Source organism: Bradyrhizobium sp. (genome assembly GCF_049519115.1).
Classification (GTDB): Bacteria; Pseudomonadota; Alphaproteobacteria; order Rhizobiales; family Xanthobacteraceae; genus Bradyrhizobium.
In genome coordinates, this window is sequence record NZ_JBEKRB010000008.1 from 258,454 (window position 1) to 276,299 (window position 17,846).

Annotated in this window: 12 protein-coding genes and 1 tRNA gene; 7 read left to right on the forward strand and 6 right to left on the reverse strand. The window is 58.8% G+C overall.

Annotation, left to right across the window (positions count from 1 at the left end):
• Positions 1–62: 62 nt before the first annotated feature.
• A tRNA-Met gene (locus ABSE61_RS09630) sits at positions 63–139 on the forward strand.
• On the opposite strand, the gene ABSE61_RS09635 is transcribed toward ABSE61_RS09630, so the two are convergent.
• The 3 genes from ABSE61_RS09635 to traA all read right to left on the reverse strand — a co-directional run bounded on the left by ABSE61_RS09635 (position 96) and on the right by traA (position 5,457).
• The gene (locus ABSE61_RS09635; protein WP_423870891.1) at positions 96–1,892 is read right to left on the reverse strand and encodes a recombinase family protein; all 1,797 of its coding nucleotides are present in this window, start codon (positions 1,890–1,892) and stop codon (positions 96–98) included. The two genes, ABSE61_RS09630 and ABSE61_RS09635, sit on opposite strands and share 44 nt — an antisense overlap.
• 191 nt (positions 1,893–2,083) lie before the next feature.
• On the reverse strand, positions 2,084–2,299 hold the full coding sequence (locus ABSE61_RS09640) for a helix-turn-helix transcriptional regulator (protein ID WP_423870843.1): 216 nt from the start codon (positions 2,297–2,299) through the stop codon (positions 2,084–2,086).
• A gap of 128 nt (positions 2,300–2,427) precedes the next feature.
• Complete coding sequence (gene traA / locus ABSE61_RS09645; protein WP_423870844.1) at positions 2,428–5,457, reverse strand: Ti-type conjugative transfer relaxase TraA; 3,030 nt, start codon at positions 5,455–5,457, stop codon at positions 2,428–2,430.
• A 92-nt stretch (positions 5,458–5,549) separates the two neighbouring features.
• Here traA and ABSE61_RS09650 point away from each other — a divergent pair, with 92 nt between their 5' ends.
• From ABSE61_RS09650 to ABSE61_RS09660, 3 genes are all read left to right on the forward strand, one after another.
• The gene (locus tag ABSE61_RS09650) at positions 5,550–5,876 is read left to right on the forward strand and encodes a conjugal transfer protein TraD (RefSeq protein ID WP_423870845.1); all 327 of its coding nucleotides are present in this window, start codon (positions 5,550–5,552) and stop codon (positions 5,874–5,876) included.
• Position 5,877: 1 nt separating this feature from the next.
• Positions 5,878–6,150, forward strand: coding sequence for a conjugal transfer protein TraD (locus tag ABSE61_RS09655; RefSeq protein WP_423870846.1), 273 nt, complete (start codon positions 5,878–5,880; stop codon positions 6,148–6,150).
• A gap of 582 nt (positions 6,151–6,732) precedes the next feature.
• Entirely contained in the window at positions 6,733–7,008 is a 276-nt protein-coding gene (locus ABSE61_RS09660) for a hypothetical protein (RefSeq protein ID WP_423870847.1), read from the forward strand.
• 1,112 nt (positions 7,009–8,120) lie between these two features.
• On the opposite strand, the gene ABSE61_RS09665 is transcribed toward ABSE61_RS09660, so the two are convergent.
• Both ABSE61_RS09665 and ABSE61_RS09670 read right to left on the reverse strand, forming a co-directional pair.
• Positions 8,121–8,414, reverse strand: coding sequence for a hypothetical protein (locus ABSE61_RS09665; protein WP_423870848.1), 294 nt, complete (start codon positions 8,412–8,414; stop codon positions 8,121–8,123).
• A gap of 571 nt (positions 8,415–8,985) precedes the next feature.
• On the reverse strand, positions 8,986–9,510 hold the full coding sequence (locus ABSE61_RS09670) for a nuclear transport factor 2 family protein (RefSeq protein WP_423870849.1): 525 nt from the start codon (positions 9,508–9,510) through the stop codon (positions 8,986–8,988).
• Between the two features lie 819 nt (positions 9,511–10,329).
• On the opposite strand from ABSE61_RS09670, the gene ABSE61_RS09675 reads away from it, so the two are divergent.
• The gene (locus ABSE61_RS09675) at positions 10,330–12,120 is read left to right on the forward strand and encodes a c-type cytochrome (protein ID WP_423870850.1); all 1,791 of its coding nucleotides are present in this window, start codon (positions 10,330–10,332) and stop codon (positions 12,118–12,120) included.
• A gap of 993 nt (positions 12,121–13,113) precedes the next feature.
• On the opposite strand, the gene ABSE61_RS09680 is transcribed toward ABSE61_RS09675, so the two are convergent.
• Complete coding sequence (locus tag ABSE61_RS09680) at positions 13,114–13,425, reverse strand: hypothetical protein (RefSeq protein WP_423870851.1); 312 nt, start codon at positions 13,423–13,425, stop codon at positions 13,114–13,116.
• Between the two features lie 131 nt (positions 13,426–13,556).
• Between ABSE61_RS09680 and ABSE61_RS09685 the strand changes: the two genes are divergently transcribed.
• Entirely contained in the window at positions 13,557–14,732 is a 1,176-nt protein-coding gene (locus ABSE61_RS09685; protein ID WP_423870852.1) for an efflux RND transporter periplasmic adaptor subunit, read from the forward strand.
• Entirely contained in the window at positions 14,729–17,842 is a 3,114-nt protein-coding gene (locus ABSE61_RS09690; RefSeq protein ID WP_423870853.1) for an efflux RND transporter permease subunit, read from the forward strand. The genes ABSE61_RS09685 and ABSE61_RS09690 overlap by 4 nt, the downstream gene beginning before the upstream one ends.
• Positions 17,843–17,846: the final 4 nt, after the last annotated feature.

A 17,846-nucleotide genomic window follows, 5' to 3' on the forward strand; every position in this document is an offset into this window, starting at 1 on the left:
CTTCTTATATGCCGCGCGTTCGCGACCGCGGCATATATAAAGTCCGCGTTTGCCTGCGCCGTGGCGGGGTAGCTCAGCTGGCTAGAGCACGGGAATCATAATCCTGGGGTCGGGGGTTCGAGTCCCTCCCCCGCTACCACCTTTCCCCACACTCCTTTGACCTGGTTTGGATAGGCCTTTTCCCCGAGCAGGGCATTTAATCGGCCTGCTATCTCCACGGCTACACCACCTGGGCGTGCTGGATCGCGGAATACGGTGACCGTGTCGACTAGGTCCCTGATGGCTTCTGCGGCCTCTCCGTCGCCCGCGTCGGCCCCTTTCGCTAGCGCTTCTTCAAGCCGACCGAGTTGCTCCTCGTATCGTTTGAGCATAGCCGGATGCAGCGCGACTTCTTTCGAGGTAGGCGGTTCACTGAGTAACTCCTCAGATATCCGCTTTCGTTCGGCATCTAAGGCAGTCGATCGCGGTCCGAGCACGGATGGATCGCCATGTCCTTTTGCAATCGCATCCACCAGTCGTTCAATTTCCCGGTTTAGTTGCCCCAGATGCTGCTCGAGGCGCTGCCGTTTTGCATGTGATGAAGCTGCGAGGCGCTTGCGCTCCTCTAGATACGTGCGTACGTATTCGGCAATAGCCTTCGGCGCGCGCAATTCGGCTTTTAGCCCGCTGCGGACTGCACTCTCGACTGTGTCTAAATAGAATGTCTTGGCGTCAGAGCACGTGCCGCTCTCCGTCGCCGCCGAGCAGCGAATTCGAACGCGCCCTGATTTGTCACGCCCATTGGTTGCCATGCCCGAGCCACATGAGCCGCAACGGAGCAAGCCAGATAGCATTCGACGAGGTCGACGCTGATGACTTGGGTGCGTGTGACTGCGGCGTTCTTTACGTTGCTGAGCAGCGCTGAATAGCTCTGGATCGACAATTGCAAGATGCGGTACTTCAGCAACTTGCCAGTCACTCTTCGGATTTGGTCGTGACAGGCGCTTTCCAGAGTCGGGATCTTTCACCATCCTGACCTTGTTCCAGACGAGGCGCCCTATATAAAGCTCGTTCCGCAAAATGCCGGCACCCCTCTCAAGATTGCCATTAATTGTTGAGGCATTCCACGCCCGTCCTCGCGGAGGTGATACCCTCTCCTTGTTGAGATCATGCGCGATTTCGCGAGGCGTTCGACCATCCACGTATTCCTGAAAGATGCGCCGGATCACTTGTGCCTCGCCCTCGACGATGACCCGTTCGCCGCTTTTTCCGGCGACCGCGGCATATCCGTATGTCAGGCCACCTCCAGCTAAACCTTGCTTGACCCGCCCTGCTTGGCCACGACGCACTTTGTGCGCGTTGTCCTCACGATAGAGTTGTCCGACCAGGCCGCGAAGGCCGACCAGCACGGTGTTAACGACGCCTTCGTGGACCGCCCGGATCTCGATCCCGAGAAAAGATAACCGCTTATGGATGCCTGCGAGATCTTCCATGTCGCGAGAGAGGCGATCGAGCGCTTCGACGATCACTACGTCAAAGGATTTCTCCCGCGCTTGGTCCAACATCTGCAGAAGGCCTTCGCGTCCCATGACCGAGCCGCCTGAACGAGCCCGATCTTCATAGGTGCTGATAACGCTTAAGCCTTCGCGCTCGGCATAGCTTTGACAAAGTGAAAGCTGATCTTCAATCGATCGCTGATTCTGAAGATCGGTTGAGAATCGAGCATAGATCGTCGCTCTCTTTCTTGTCGCTTCGATCGGCGAGCTCGCTTTCATGATCTTCTCTTGCAGCCTGGCGGGCAAGTACGCGCACGAGGCGTAAGATTGCTTCATCTGGATTCGACTGCAAGGACAATTTTTGACTGACGTCTCGCACGATGGTACCTTAAGACGCCGTGAAACTTGACGAGGCATACGCTTTGGCGTTGCCCACCGAGCAAATGTCGGATGTGTTGATCATCCCAAGCATCATGCTCAGGCAAAGCCAAACTGAAAAGACTAGTACGAACTCGTCGTACAATTAGATGCTATAGCGAAGACAAAGAGACTAGGGCCTGTTAGTCGAAATCCAGTCTCATGGTTCGTTCAGATATCAGCTACCGGCCTCATGTGACCTCGTCGCGCTGGCGTTTCGGACGCCACCCGACTGGATCGGCGATCCAGCGGTTGATGTCGGATTCATGCCATCCAGTCCCGTTGGTGCTGATCTTGAGCTGGGCCGGGAACGTGCCCTCAGCGATCTTGCGGTAGATGGTGGAGCGAGACAGCCCGGTCCGGGCAAGAACGGTTTTCAGACGGATGATCCGGTCTGGTTCGCGCATGGCCGCGCTGCCTCCTGTTGGCTGTTTCTGACGGCTGCTGAGACAGACAGAACAAGCAGTAATGGGAGCGCAACAGGGTTTTACCCGTCACCGTACTGTGGCGAAGAACAGGCGGTAGATCGGATGATTCAAATTTCGATTCCCCTGCTTCGACCTCGGCCAAGGTCGATGCCGTGGCTGAAGGCGAGTTCAAGGCCAAGCCGGCGGCCTGATTCCAAGGCGATGCCGAGCTCCCGCTTGCGATTGGCGAGGAGCGATTCCAGTCGCGGATCGCGTTCAAGGCTTCTCGCCATATCGCCCATCGCCGAGCGTGCGGACCTGTAGCCGGAGATGTCGCCCGCCTGGTACCGGCGCAGACTGGCTTGGTCGAGCTTCTGCCAGTCCTCCACGAAGCGGTCGGCGCGACGGCCCGGATTGATGCGCAGTTCGGTCTCCAGCTGGAGCGCGCGGATGGCGCGGTTGAGCCGTCCGCCAGCCGCCTCGCGGACAAGATCCGGGTTCTTCTTGTAGGCGGCTTCGGCATCGTGCGAGCCATACGGCCGCACCTTCTCGAAGACCTCCCGGGCCTGCTGCAATTCTTTCACCTGCTCGGGAGTTGCATCGAAGCCCAGCTCCTGAATATCGAAGATCGTATCTACAGCGCGGGCATGGCGCACGAGCGCTCGGGTACGCAACCGGCGCATTTCCTTTTCGGGATCTTCCGCCGCCTTTCTTTCTGGCGATTCGGTTTCGCGCCGATCCGCTAGCGTACCGCTCCTTTCCCTTTGCGGCGTTTCCCGCTCCGGCTTCCGTCCGCTATCCGGGCCGGACGCATCTGAAGGAGAGCGAAGGCCGTCGAACATGTTGCGTACCTTCTCGGGCACCACCTTGCGCACGATCTCGGCCAGGCGCTCGCGGAAGGTGATCCCACGCCGCTCAGCGTAGCTCTGTACCGGATCGGCACGCTCGTAGTCCGAGGCCATGTCCTTTGCACGATCGCGCGACAGGGTGCGAACAAGCCGGTCCCGACCCGCGAAATCGTCGCGGCCATAATGCAGCTCCACCCAGTCGCGGTGCCGCGACAGGGCCACATAGCTCGAATGGGCATCCATGCCGGGGGTCGCCAGCACATGGGTTCGGTCCACCGTCATGCCCTGCGCCTTGTGAATGGTTGCGGCGTAGCCATGGTCAATTCGGTTATAGTCCTTGAGGTCGAACCGAACGGATCGGCCATCGTCGGTCTGCACGGATATGGATTGCGCGCTGACCTGCGCAACAATCCCAAGCGTGCCATTCTTGACGCCGAGGCCGCGTTCGTTCTGCAGGAACATGACGCGATCCCCGCTAGCGAAATTTCTCGCGCCGCGATCGACTTTCAGTTGAACGTCATCGCCCAGATCGTCGGCGGCCCGCATCCGTATCCGCGCGGCCTCGTTGAGTGAGCGCACCTCGTCATTGGTATGGGTGAGGATGATGCGGCTCTTATCAGGTGACGCCTGCCGGTCGCGGTCCCAGCGGTCGATCAGATCGTCGCGCGCCTGCTCGCGAGTCTGGGCCTCATGCACCATGCCGCGGGAGTGATAGGCTTCGAGCGCAGTGCCGGTTCGGCCCGTCGCCAGATAGCGCGTAGCTTCGCGCTGCCAGTCCTCCCGTTGACGACGAACTTCGCCGATTTCCGCGCCGCCATGACGCTCGTGAATCGAGCGGAACGCCGCACCCGCCTCGATGGCTTGCAGTTGTTGGGGATCGCCGACCAGCACGACCTTGGCCCCGGCCTCAGTGGCACGGGACAGAACACGCTCCAACTGCCGTGTGCCGACCATGCCCGCCTCGTCGATCACCAGAACATCGCGGCTCGTGAGCCCGTCGCGGCCCTGTCCCCAGCCATGTTCCAGACTGGCGATGGTACGTGACGCAATGCCCGATCCGCGTTCCAGATTCTCTGCCGCGATGCCGGACAGCGCTACGCCCCGGACCTCGTAGCCCGCCGCTTCCCAGGCCTCGCGCGCCACGCCCAGCATCGCGCTCTTGCCGGTGCCAGAATGACCGATCACGACGCTCAAATCGCGCCCGTCCGCAATATATGCCAGCGCGTCGGCCTGTTCGCTCGAAAGGACAAGACCGCGCACTTCTGCACGCGCCATCGCCGCCCGCCTGTCGGCGTCGTTCACCTCATGGCGTTGCCGTTTCGCCATGAGTTTGGCGGCATGGTGCAGGCGCTGCTCCGCCTCGATCATGTCGCGGGTCGTGAAGCGGTCCTCGCCGCTGATATCCTTGCCAAGTTCGACCAGACCGGGCGCCTTGCGCATCGCGCCCATGACGTCGTTGAACTGGTCGATCCCGTCGCTGTGCCGGTGGGCGAGTTTGGCAATGTCGCGATGGGTGAAAGTCGATTGCTGCTGGGTGATCGCGTCTAGCCCCAGATCGGGATTCGCGATGATCCGCGCGCCATTGCCGCGTGCGATCTCGCGGTGCATCGCGGCGCGATCAGCCCCGATCGCTTCCTCGGTTCCTTGGCCCTCGATGCCTCGGACCTCGATACGTTTGGCGGGCGCGCCGATCTGGCTTTGCGGCTCCAGCGCGATACCCTGCGCTTCCAGGCTGCGATGGTCGATGCGCGCGTCGATGTCGAGTTCCACCAGCCGCTCATGGGCGATCTCCGCCCAGCGTTCGCGCCAACGCTCGACCATCTCGGTGCGGTTCCAGTCGCGCACCTTCCGACCAAACCCGTTCTCGTCCACTGCCCGCATGGTCAGCATGACATGGGCATGTGGTTTGGCCATGCCGTCTTCGCCGAAATCCCAATGCACGTTGAGATCGGCGATCATGCCGCGATCGACGAATTCGGCCCGAGCGAAGTCGCGGGCAAGCTCAATCCCCTGTGCTTGCGTCATCTCGCGCGGAATGGCGAACTCGACCTCACGGGCCAGCTGGGCATCTTTCCGGACTTCGAACGCCTCAACATCGTTCCAGAGCCGTTGGCGGTCGCGCCACACCTCTGGGGCGTTCTCCGGCAGCAGCACCTCGGAATGGACGACGCCACGTTTGCCGGAAAAATCGTGGCTGCGATCCAGACGCTCGTCGCGCAGCCGCGAGGCGGAGCGGTAGGCGGCTGACGCCACCGCGCTGGAGCCGGACTTGCGGCCAATGACCTTGACGTGAAGATGATAGATCGCCATCGCGATCACCGTCTCAAACCGTCCCGCGAACCTTACAGCATTATGCCCAGGGCTCAACTACCATCCCTTCATCAACATGGTTGGAGAAAGTCATGCGAAAGCCGCGGGATTTCGACGGGGAACTGAAAGCGCTTCAGGACAAGGCGCGTGAGCTCAAGAGCCGCAAGGTGCTTGGGCTCGGCGAATTGGTCATCGCAACCGGGGCAGATAGCCTCAGCGTCGATGAACTGGCAGGCGCGCTGATCGTGCTGACTGAGACCAAAGATGCTGGAAAGAGGGAGGCGTGGGCGAGGCGAGGAGCCGCATTCTTTCAGGGCCGGGCGCGGCGAACTGCACCGGCAGCTGAGCGCCACACTAGCGGCGCTCGAGCGCAACCGGGCGGCGTGCAACCGTCAACTGGCAGCAAGGGCGCGGCATGACATGCGTGCATGGCAGGTCGAGCGCCGTAAGCGCACGCGGCATCTCATCGAACTCGGCGGACTCGTTGTCAAGGCCGGTATCGTGGACCTGACCGGCGATGACCGCACCACGATCCTCGGCGCGCTAGTCTGGATGGCAGACAAGCTCAAAAGCAATCAAGGCGAACAGGCGCGAGCGCTCTGGGCCGCGAAGGGGAAGCAAGCTTTTGCCCCGGACCCGGCGACACGCAAGGGACAGATCGAACTGCTCCAGCGGTTCGGCTTTGATGCATGATGATAGCTTATCAGCCGAGCGACTGCGTGTTGCCGGAGCAGGCATTAGTCGTTCTCGATCGGAGAGGGACCAGTGATGATTCGCGAGATAGTCATCGATCGCCCAATGGATCTTTTTCTTATGGAGTCAAGCCGTCGTTTCAAGCCGCCTCGGACCCTCGTCCGGGATAAATCCGAATGTTACGTGCTGAACAACCAAGCATCACTCTCATAACACTGCGATCCACACTGTCGTTGGAATCACGACGCCTTTAAGTAGGCGGCTCGCCCTCGGCGCCGATTGCGCTTGAAAAGACGAGCTGCTTTTTGCCCTGCTGCCTCTCTTGCCGGACATAAGAAACCGAACCCCGCGGCGCCATCGACAGAGCCCGGAACAGGCTCGCGATTCGTTGGAAGAGATCAATTGCGATGAGTGCCCCGCACTCGAAGGAGCGGGTGTAGGCCGATATACCAAAGAGGGAAGCGAACATACCAAGGCGTTTCGCTCGCACACATCCGGATAACTATCGAGAGCAGCCTCCGTCGCTATTTAGGAGCAGAGACGAAAATCGTCCCGAACAGGCATCCGACAGCGGAGATCAAAATGCCAAAAATAGCTCTCAAAACTTTCACAAAGCTCGTCATCCCGGTAGTTGTTGCAATGACTACGCAAACGGCCGCCGCCTCCAACCCATACCATGCGGGAGTGCAGGATCGCATTGCAGCCCATCGGCAACTCTGGAACGGCGTGCCCTCATTTGGCGGAACGGCGCTCGACGACACAATGGACGTAGGCCCGGGCACCACGGTCAACGACCCGAATGTGTATCGAGACGGACAGCCGGTTCCAGATTACGATATAAATCCCCATGGCGGCTGAAAATTGAAGCGGTTCAAAGATTAAACTGAAAATCAGTGCCCCGCATCGAGCATAGCGTTGGCGCGTCCGCGGTTGCGGACCAGGCTCTCGTAAACCGCGCCGTTGGAGCGCTGCGGCCGTGCGGCATCGATCCTTCGCGCTAAGCGCCGACCATGCCAACACGGGCTAGATACGAAAAACCGGACCTTTATGCAGCCGCCGCCGTCTGCACAAAGGTCCGATCTTATCTTGTCACTCTTCGATACCTGAAGGCCGCAAAGCGCCGTTCAGATCCTTTGAAGAGATTTGTGTTGCGTCCCTTGCGATCCAGGGCCGCACTCAGTCGCTAATACGACTATTTCTTTTTCTTTGAAGTCTTCTTTGCCACCTTCTTAGTGGCTTTCGCGCTCTTCTTTGCCTTCTTCGCTTTCTTGGCCATGTGGTCCTCTATAACAAACTTGCTCAGTGATCATGCGCACGCCGTGCATCGGCATACCCAACATTGAGACAATACCACGAAAGCAAAATTGATACCAACGCATCGTGATGTTGCTATCGAGTCGCTCGCATTGGGGCAGTCGGTCCCGCGTCTCGCCTTCGGCGACGCTGCGCTGACGCTCCTGCAGCTACCCTGTTAACCGGTCTCGCAGACCGCGAACGGCTCCGCTTGCGCGTTCGCTGATACGCTCTTTCTCCATTGAAGAACTATGGGCTCCGCCCCTCACGCGCCAGGGTGTGCCGGCGCCGATCCGAGCGGTGTCCCCGGCCTTCCGCGCTTTCTCAGCAGATCTCGAATCGTCGCGGCGCGCCATGCGCTTGTGCAGACCCGCTCTTCATGCGGTCCTTAAAGGTGGGCGATGGATCCCCCTCCGCTCGCTCGCCCCGGCGCTTGAGCGTCGAGCGAACGGGGCGTTGAACCTGTTTCACATCGGAGCCGCCTTCGCCGTGCAATATGCGATCGGCCTCTTCGTGCAACCGACGGTTGGCGAAGGGGGCAAACCCTAGCGCAGGAAATTTCTTCGGAGTTGAATCCCAAGAGCCAGAATTCAGATTGAATGGAAGGGGCGTCCTGGCACATGATTTTCCGTTCAGAACAGAACCGGACAAGAGGCACCATGCGTCGACGATCCAAATTACCGGCGGTGGACTCCGCCCGATGTTCCGCCGCCGATATTTGGCATTAGGGTCGAACCGCTCGGCGATGTGTTGATAAAGGCGTTGCCTGAAGGATTCGCGGCGCTGTTGGCTCCAGCGGCAATGCTTCCGGCTCCACTGCCTAGGATCCCGTTGCCGAAACCTGTCGTAGTGCCGGCGCTGGCTCCTGAAGTGAAAAACACTCGAGTCATAATTCCAGCAGCGTTTGATGGAAGACTCAAGGTTGCGACTATCAACCCGGCTACGGTCGATGTGATAAGCGCTTTTTTCATTTGTATCTCCGTTCTTGAAAAATTTTACGTCGGCCGAACGTTCAAGCATTACGTCGATTTAAATTTGCTTGTGCCTGGTCGATGATCCGCGCGTAGCGCTGGTTGGTATTTAGGGTCTCCGAGCGAAATGGCACGCGCTTGCACTTCACGTGTTCGGGTTACTCATTCACGTCCTCTCGACCAATTTCAACGGAGGGATTAATTGATTACGAAAGGGGAGTGGCGCAGATCGTCTGAGATCAATATCTTCCAGGAAGGCGAGGGGTGATGGTATCGTCAAGGCGCGGCCGTCGGTGGAGAGAGGAGTCCAGCCGTATAATTGTCGATCGATCCGGAAGCTGACGAGTGGCTCGGCGGGTAACTAGGATGGTGCAGTCTCGTGACAAAGGCCGCTTCAGGCAGTTTTCCTACTTAACGGCCTTGTTCGTCACTGCGCCGAATTCGACATTCGCGTATAAGGGACCTTCGACAGGTAGGTCCGGAACGCGGAGAGCGCAGCATCCTGAATTACGCGCGCGAGAGGCTTATGCTCCCGTCCGGATCTGTCGCCGTGATGATCCATGCGGTTCGCTCACGTGTGCATTAGGAAATTGGGGTCGATCTGCATTTCCGGGGGCGTCACTTTACTCATGAATACCGGCCTGAGTATGTGTGATTTATATCGCCAGACGTTGTCTTTGTTTAATACACACTCATTGATCAAATCTGCGACCATAGGAGGATTTGATTGATGCTTCGATGGACCACCATAGAAAAGGACGATGCCCAGCACTGTCGCGCTGCGTTCGCTGGTCGATGCTACAGATAGATTCGTGATCAGGTGACGCACTGCTCTCACGCCGCTGATCCCCAGTTGACGCACGGCCTCCGTGGCGCTTTGACGAGAACGCCACTCATAAAATGCTCGGATCTGCTCACGCCCCTCAAACCGGTTGTGACCAACCATCTTCACGCCGTCCGGAATGAAAAATTCATGGGCTGTGCGCCCTTCGTTGACGTCAACGTCGTACCAATATGTTGCCTCAAGACGATGAAGAGCGTGCCAGAGGAGGACTTCGTCGTGAGTATTCATTGGCACTTCAGGCAGATTTGTCATCGAACGGGCCTTTCGATTTGTAACGGCGCCTCGCTGAAGTGATTGGGTTTGTATCTATCGCGGCTAAACCGGCTTCGCCTGCGCGTTCCACTTGAACGCTCTCGCCAGGACCATGAGGCAGAACGCTGTAATGAGGGCGACAAATAAGCGAAGATGTTATCTTTGAGGCCATGCTGAATTCTTGTCGTTCCTCGCAGATTGAGTACCGGCTCTCGGGGTCCCGCTGCTACGTCCGGCATGATCCTGATTTGGGTTTCGCGGATCGCCAAGGACCATTAAATTCTGTTTTAAAGTGACTTTTTTGCGGTGGGTGCTTTGGTTCGATTTCAAACATGGCCGCCTGATTAAAAATGTGCGCTCTTAAGAGGAAGGGCCGACATTCTGTTCAGCTCGATCGACCGATTCTGTTGAAGAAGTCGGAGAGCCGAACGAGGGCAGAGGCTGGCTTCGAAGAACCGCCAATCTTCGCTGAAGTGGTCTGGCCGCGCCATTCTGATGCAGAACTGAGCACGCCGAAGCCCGCCGTTTTTGCGCTTGAGGGCGACGACGACGATACGTAGCAGTTCGCGTTCTCACGCGACGACTTCTTAATCTCAAGTCCCACAACACAATCAACGCGACCGAGTTCCCAGGGATGGGCACTGGGTACGAAACCGAAGTATGAGCGGAGAAAACGAAAGTATGGCGGAATAAGCAGCAGGCGATGAGCAGGTCAATCAAACGACAGTTTGTGAGCCCCGAATAGTGGCAACGCTAACTTCATCAGCCCGCGGGATCTTGAGTGCGAAGAAAGATTCATCCCAGAAGAGGATACGTTTCATGAGAGATGCTCGGATGCGCCGTGGTCAGATGGCCGTAATAACGCTGCACATGGTGGGAATGTTGTTGCTTGCTCCATCGAATTCGTTTGCGCAGGAGGGGCACAACGCGGCCGCAGCGGTCTTGCCCTGTTCGGGTGACAATGGCGGCATCACGCTGCCGCCCGGTTTCTGCGCGACCGTATTCGCCGACCACATCGGCCACGCCCGACAGATGGCGTTTGGACCAAATGGGGTGCTGTACGTCAACACCTGGAGCGGGACCTATTTTCGCAACGATACACCACCGCCAGGCGGACTTCTGGTGGCTCTGCAAGACACAAAGGGTGAAGGCCGCGCAGACGTGGTCAAGCGCTTTGGCCCCGGCGCCGAGAGCGGCAATGCCGGGGGAACTGGAATAGCGTTCTATAATGGGGCGCTTTACGCTGAAACGAACGATCGCATCGTGCGCTACGCATTGTCGGCGGCCGCGATCACGCCGGACGCGGCGCCCGAGACTGTTGTCTCCGGGCTTCCTCTTACCGGCGACCATCCGATGCATCCGTTCAGGATCGACGCGCATGGCGGGCTATATGTCGATCTCGGTACGGCGACCAATTCCTGCCAGGTCGCAAACCGCATGCCGAACTCGCCCGGGAGAGAGCCATGCACCGAACTCGAGACGCGCGGCGGCACCTGGCGCTACGACGCGAACAAGACCGGGCAGCGGTTCTCGCCTGCCGAGCGCTACGCCACCGGTCTGCGCAACGGCGAAGGCTTCGCATTCGACTCCGTAGGCCGAATGTTTGCAACCATGCACGGCCGGGACCAGTTGCGCGAGAACTGGCCGCACCTTTACACACCCGAAAATGGTGCCAACGAGCCGGCGGAGGAACTCGTGCTGCTGGAGCGCGGCGCCGACTACGGCTGGCCCTATTGCTACTTCGATCTGACCCAGCACAAGCTGGTTCTTGCCCCGGAATACGGCGGTGATGGCGGAAAGGCCGTTGGACGTTGTGCCGGCAAAAACGCCCCGATCGCGGCGTTTCCTGCTCATTGGGCGCCCAATGATCTTCTGCTCTACGGCGGGGATCAATTCCCGGCGGCCTATCGCGGCGGCGCGTTCATCGCGTTCCACGGATCATGGAATCGGGCACCATTCCCGCAGGCTGGCTACAACTTGGTGTTTCAGCCGCTCGCGGACGGCAAGGCTTCAGGGCCGTATGTTGTTTTCGCCGATGGCTTCGCCGGCGCAATCGAAGAGCCGGGTCAAGCGGCGTACCGTCCGTCTGGGCTCGCGCTCGGACCGGACGGTGCGATCTACATCTCCGACGACCAGCATGGACGCATCTGGCGCGTGACCTATCACGGTCCCGCCACGGCTGCAGTTGCGGCCGCGCCCACGCCATCATCGCCGGCCGACAACCTGGCTGCTGGGTCGGCGGTGCCGCCAGAAGGTATCCATCCGGATGCCGGCACGCAGGCAGCCCTTCCGACGGCGCCCGGATCAACGCCTGAAGCGGTCGCACTCGGCGGCCAGATATTCGAGGGCCAAGTCGCGAGTGCACCATGCGCCGGATGCCACGGAACGGACGCCAAAGGTAGTCCTCAGGGACCCGATCTCACGACAGGCGACCGGCTATGGGGTGACGGCAGCCTAGCTTCAATCGCTCACACCATCACCGTCGGGGTGCCGAAACCGAAAAAGTATGGGGCTCCAATGCCTCCGATGGGTGGCGCGGAACTGTCCTCGTCGCAGGTCTCAGCCTTGGCGGCTTACATATGGGCCTTGAGCCATCGCGGTGATCATTGAGTGACCAACAGCTTGCGCGACAAGTATTAGCAGCGAGGCAGTTCTGGCCGCTATGCTTGTATGCAAACCCACATGGATAAGTGCGAGGCACCCCTCAATGTAAAAGGAGCGATTATCATGGCTAAGGTTCTTTGTGTTCTCTATCCCGACCCATCACCGGCTATCCGAAATACGCCCGCGACGATATTCCCGCACTCAAGGCCTATCCGAATGGTCGAACGCTGCCTGGCGCGAGGCAAGCGGACACTGGATGGGGAGTTCAGTCCGCTCTCTTGACGCTGACCACGCCGGGTAGCTTGTCGTGATCCTGGATCAGGATGCTGCCGGCATTGTCACGAAACTTCGCTTGGCGAGCGCTTCTGCCACTGCCACCGCGAAAGGCCATATTGCGGCAAGCTTCTAAACGCCAATTTAATAGTGCGAGCTCCAGCCCGCACTACATTCAATGCATCGGCTTTCGGGAACGATCGGAAGGGCCGCAATGTCCTGCCTTTCGGCCGCATGGAGATCGTGTTCGGGTAGGTCCCGGTCCAGAGCTCACTGACGCCTATTGCAGTCAATCTTCCCGACCTCTTCGGGGATGAACTAGGCATGTCTGCAACGGATACACTGACAATTCATGCAAAGAGGCAAATGCCAGGTTGAAAGGTCCGATAATCCAAATTGGGTTCGGCGCGAAACGGAGGACGAAATGAGATTTTCGGCGATCGCTGTAGCCGTGACGGCACTGCTTATGGGCAACGTGGCTCTTGCGCAAATGAATGGAATGGTCGTGCCAACGCCCACGATTGGCGCAACCTCACCACTTGGTAGCGCATCATCAGGCTCATCCGTTTCGCCGACGGGCATCCCGCTTGGCTCCACGGAGATCACGTCCGCAGGGGTAAGCCCCGTTCCGTCCAATCCAACCGGCACGATCGCAATGCCTTCGGGTGGCATGCCGTGTTCGACAGTGGGTACTTCATCAACGCAAACGTACGGCTCGGGTACCACCTATGACGGCGGCGGAATATCGATCGCAAACTCAGTGCCTGCGACGGGGGTAACCGCTGGCGGGATGGCCGGATCCTTGCCGGGTGCTGGCATGTCGGTGATGAGCCCGACTTTGTCTGCTTCGGGGTTGCTGGACACGGCTGGGATGTCAGGTATGTGCGGTTCCGGCTCAAACAGCCTGACCGCATCCTCGACGCCGACATCACCTACGGTGCCCGGAGGCAACCCGCGGACAGGGATTCCCCTAGGTTCGGTCGAGATCGGCAATCTGGGCGTCAGTTCTTCCGCGCCGATACCAACAATGCCCGTCACTGTACCTGGCGTTGTGGCGACGCCGACGATGCCGGTCTCTGGGTCTCAGATTTTTGCTCCCCCAAATACGGTGCCGTGACAGACGCACCCCAACCCAGGTCGGCCCCCAAATCGGCAACCGAGGAGCGCCCATGAAAAAAAGATTCACAATTTCCGCAGTTCTGCTGACGACTGCCGTCGCCGCTGGCGGCGTTTTCCACCTCACTCACGCAAGCTCGGCCCAGAGGACCGCCGCGGCGCCCTCTCCAGTACCGATCGTCTCCGCCGTCGTTACCGCGCATGACGTGCCGATCTATCTGACGGGCGTCGGGACGGTGATCGCCTTCAATACAGATGTGGTGCGCGCCCAGATCCAGGGACAAATTATCAGCATCAATTTCGTTGAAGGCCAGAAGGTGCATGCTGGCGACCTGCTCGCGCAGATCGACCCCCGTCCGTATCAAGCGTTGATCGATCAATACACGGGGAATCTGGAGCGCGATCAGGCTCAACTCGTCAACGCTCAGGCGAATCAAAAGCGCTATGATCAATTGGGAACCCAAGGCTGGGCTACACCCCAGTTGGTGGAGACCCAGAATGCACAAGTGGGGCAATTGCAAGCGGCCATCAAGACCGACCAGGCTCTCATCGAAGGGGCCAAGGTGCAGCTTAGTTACACGCGCTTGACATCGCCGATCGATGGAGTGGTCGGGATTCGTCAGATCGACGTTGGGAATATCATCAGCCCGTCGACGACGAACGGCTTATGCGTCGTCACACAGCTCGACCCAATTTCACTGATTTTCACTCTTCCCGAAACTGTCCTGCCGCAGGTCCAGCAGCAGCAAAAAAAGACACAAGCTCCGCTTTCAGTCGTTGCCAACAACCAGGACAACACCATCGAACTTGGTCAGGGGCAGCTTGGACTTGTCAATAATGAGATTCTGCAGACAACCGGTTCAATCCAGCTCAAGGCAAACTTTCCGAACGGGGAGAATCGATTGTGGCCGGGGGAACTCATCAATGCGCGCTTGCTTCTTGATACACGGCACAACGGTTTGACTGTTCCGGCCGCTGCCGTACAGCAGGGGCCGACCGGCGCCTATGCGTATGTCGTCGGCTCCGACAACTCCGTCTCGATCAGGCAGATCAAGGTTTCCCAAGTCAGTGACGGCCAAGCGTTGATCGATTCTGGTCTCAGCGCAAATGAGCAGGTCGTGGTGGATGGGCAATACAAGTTGCAGCCGGGGGTTCACGTCAGTATTTTGCACGGCAAGGCCGCGGAGGAAGCTGCCGCTCAGGACGCGTTGCAGGCGCCGATCCCGTGAACATCTCTGCGCCCTTCATTCGACGGCCGATCGCAACAGCTCTGCTGATGGTGGGGCTGTTGGTTGGTGGTCTGGTCGCCTATCCGCTCATGCCCGTCGCGGCGTTGCCCAATGTCAACTACCCGACGTTGACCGTCACCGCGCAATTGCCGGGCGCAGATCCGCAGACTATGGCGTCTTCGGTTGCTTCGCCGCTGGAGTTGCAATTCGGCGAGATACCGGGCCTCACCCAGATGACATCGGCGAGCGCGCTGGGTTACACCCAGATCACCCTGCAATTTAACTTGAGCCGTCAGATCGACGGCGCCGTGAGTGACACGTTGTCGGCGATCAATGCCGCGACTCCCTATTTGCCGACAGGCATTCCATATCCACCGATCATCCGGAAGGTGAATCCGGCCGATACGCCGATTCTCGTGCTGGGCATTACCTCCGACAGCTTGCCGCTGACCACGGTAGACGCGTATGCGGAAAACATTCTTCTGCAAAAGATCTCACAAGTACCCGGCGTCGGTCTCGTCGGCATCGGCGGTCAGCAGAAGGCGTCCGTTCGCGTCCAGGTCGACCCGCAAGCTCTGGCTGCGCGCGGTATCAATCTTGAAGACGTGCGTACGGTTCTTGGTCAGGCTAATGTGGACCTCGCCAAGGGTACCCTCAACAGCCCCCGCCAGACCTACACGCTCAAGACCAACGATCAGGTCTTCCAACCGGACCAGTATGCCGACCTGATTATCGCTTATCGCAACGGATCTCCGGTCCGCGTCCGGGACGTCGGACGCGCAATCAGCGCTCCCGAAAACGATTTGATCGCAGCCTGGTACAACAATCAGCGCGCCATCATGCTGGCGGTCCAGCGCCAGCCCGGCGCCAATGTCATCGAGACGGTACAACGCATCAAGGACATGATGCCTGTCCTTCAGGCTTCGATTCCAGCCGCGATCAAGATCAACGTTATTTCCGATCGTACCCAGACCATCCGTGCGTCGATCGACGACGTGCAGTTCACGCTGCTGCTGACGGTTGCACTGGTCGTCATGGTGATTTTTATTTTCCTTCGCAATTTTTGGGCGACCATTATCCCGGCCGTAACGGTGCCACTGTCACTGGTCGGTACTTTCGCGATCCTCTACGAGATGGGTTATAGCCTCGACAACCTCTCGCTGATGGCCTTGTCGATCGCCGTTGGATTTGTCGTCGATGACGCCGTCGTCGAGATCGAAAACATCACCCGGCATATCGAGGAGGGTCTGTCGCCCTATGACGCCGCCATGAAAGGGTCCGCCGAGATCGGCTTCACGGTCATGGCGATCACCTTTTCTCTGATTGCGGTGTTCATCCCGCTTTTCCTGATGAGCGGTTATGTCGGACTTCTGTTCCGTGAATTCGCAATGACCGTTAGTGTGGCCCTTCTACTCTCGCTTGTTATTTCGAGAACGCTGACCCCCATGATGTGCGCTTACCTGCTCAAGCCGGAGAGCAAGGCGCACGGCTGGCTCTACCGTCTCTCGGAGCGCGGTTTCGATGGCTTGCTCAACGCTTACGAGGCGGGCCTCAAGATCGCGTTGCGGCACAGTTTTGTGACCCTGACGGTGATGATCGGCACGATTGCGGTGACAGGTTATCTTTATGTGATCATTCCAAAAGGCTTCTTTCCTCAGCAGGACACGGGATTGATCATCGCCCAATCGGAAGCGGCACAGGATATCTCGTTCCAGGCCATGGCGGAGCGCCAGCAAGCAATGCTCAACGCTATCATGCGGGACCCCGCCGTTGGCTCGATCGGTTCAGCGGTTGGCGCCGGCGGCGGCACCTACACGGTCAACGATGGCCGTGTCTTTATCCAGCTCAAGCCGGCGGCACAGCGCGATCCGATCGACAAGGTGATGGCGCGCCTGCGCACCAACTTGGCCAAAATCCAGGGCATCACTCTATATATGCAGGCGGCGCAGGATATCACAGTCGGCGCACGGCTGAACAAGACCCAGTTCCAATACACAATGAATGACGCCGATCCGGGCGAACTCAGCCACTGGGCGGCATCGTTTCTGGACAAGATCAAGGCGCTTCCGACAGTCGCCGACGTCACGACCGACCAGCTTAACGCAGGGCCGCTGCTCGACATCACCATCAAGCGCGAAGTTGCCTCAAGCTACGGTATCCTGCCCTACACGATCGACAATACGCTCGATGACGCCTTTGGTCAGCGCATTGTCTCGACCATATATACGACATTGCAGCAATATCACGTGGTGCTGGAAGTAAATCCAAAATTCCAGTATTCGCCCGAGGCGCTGAATGGGATCTACGTCAAATCGTCGAGCGGACAGCAGGTGCCGCTGACAACGCTGGTCGATTCGGTGGTGAAAGTCGCACCGCTCGTCGTCAACCACCAGTCTCAATTCCCGTCTATTACGATCTCGTTCAATCTTGCGCCCGGCGCCGCGATCGGACAGGCGGTTAGCGGAATTCAGACCATAGAAAAGGAGCTGCATCCACCTCTATCGCTGCAAACCAGCTTCCAGGGCAATGCGCAGGCCTTCGGCGCATCGCTCAAGAGCACGCCAATTCTGATCCTCGCCTCGCTGTTCGTGATATATCTGATCCTGGGCATGCTCTACGAGAGCACGATCCACCCGATCACGATCATCTCTACCCTGCCTTCGGCCGGTGTGGGCGCCCTGTTGCTGTTGATGGCCGCTCATTTCGATCTTAGTGTCATCGCGATCGTTGGCATCATCCTCCTTATCGGGATCGTCAAAAAGAACGGCATCATGTTAGTCGATTTCGCGCTGCAAGCGGAACAGCGCGAAGGCTTGAATACAGAAGAAGCGATTTATCAGGCCTGCATCAAGCGCTTTCGCCCAATTCTTATGACCACGATGGCGGCACTGCTGGGGGCCGTACCGATGATGGTTGGAACCGGCGTCGGCTCCGAAATTCGCCAGCCGCTCGGATACGCGATCGTCGGTGGCCTCGCGCTGTCGCAGATCCTCACGCTTTACACGACGCCAGTCGTGTATCTCTATCTCGACCGATTGCAAACATGGTTATTCGGGGAAGGGCGTCGGGCGAGTTCCAACACTGGACCGCAGCTTACACCCGCCGAATGATGAC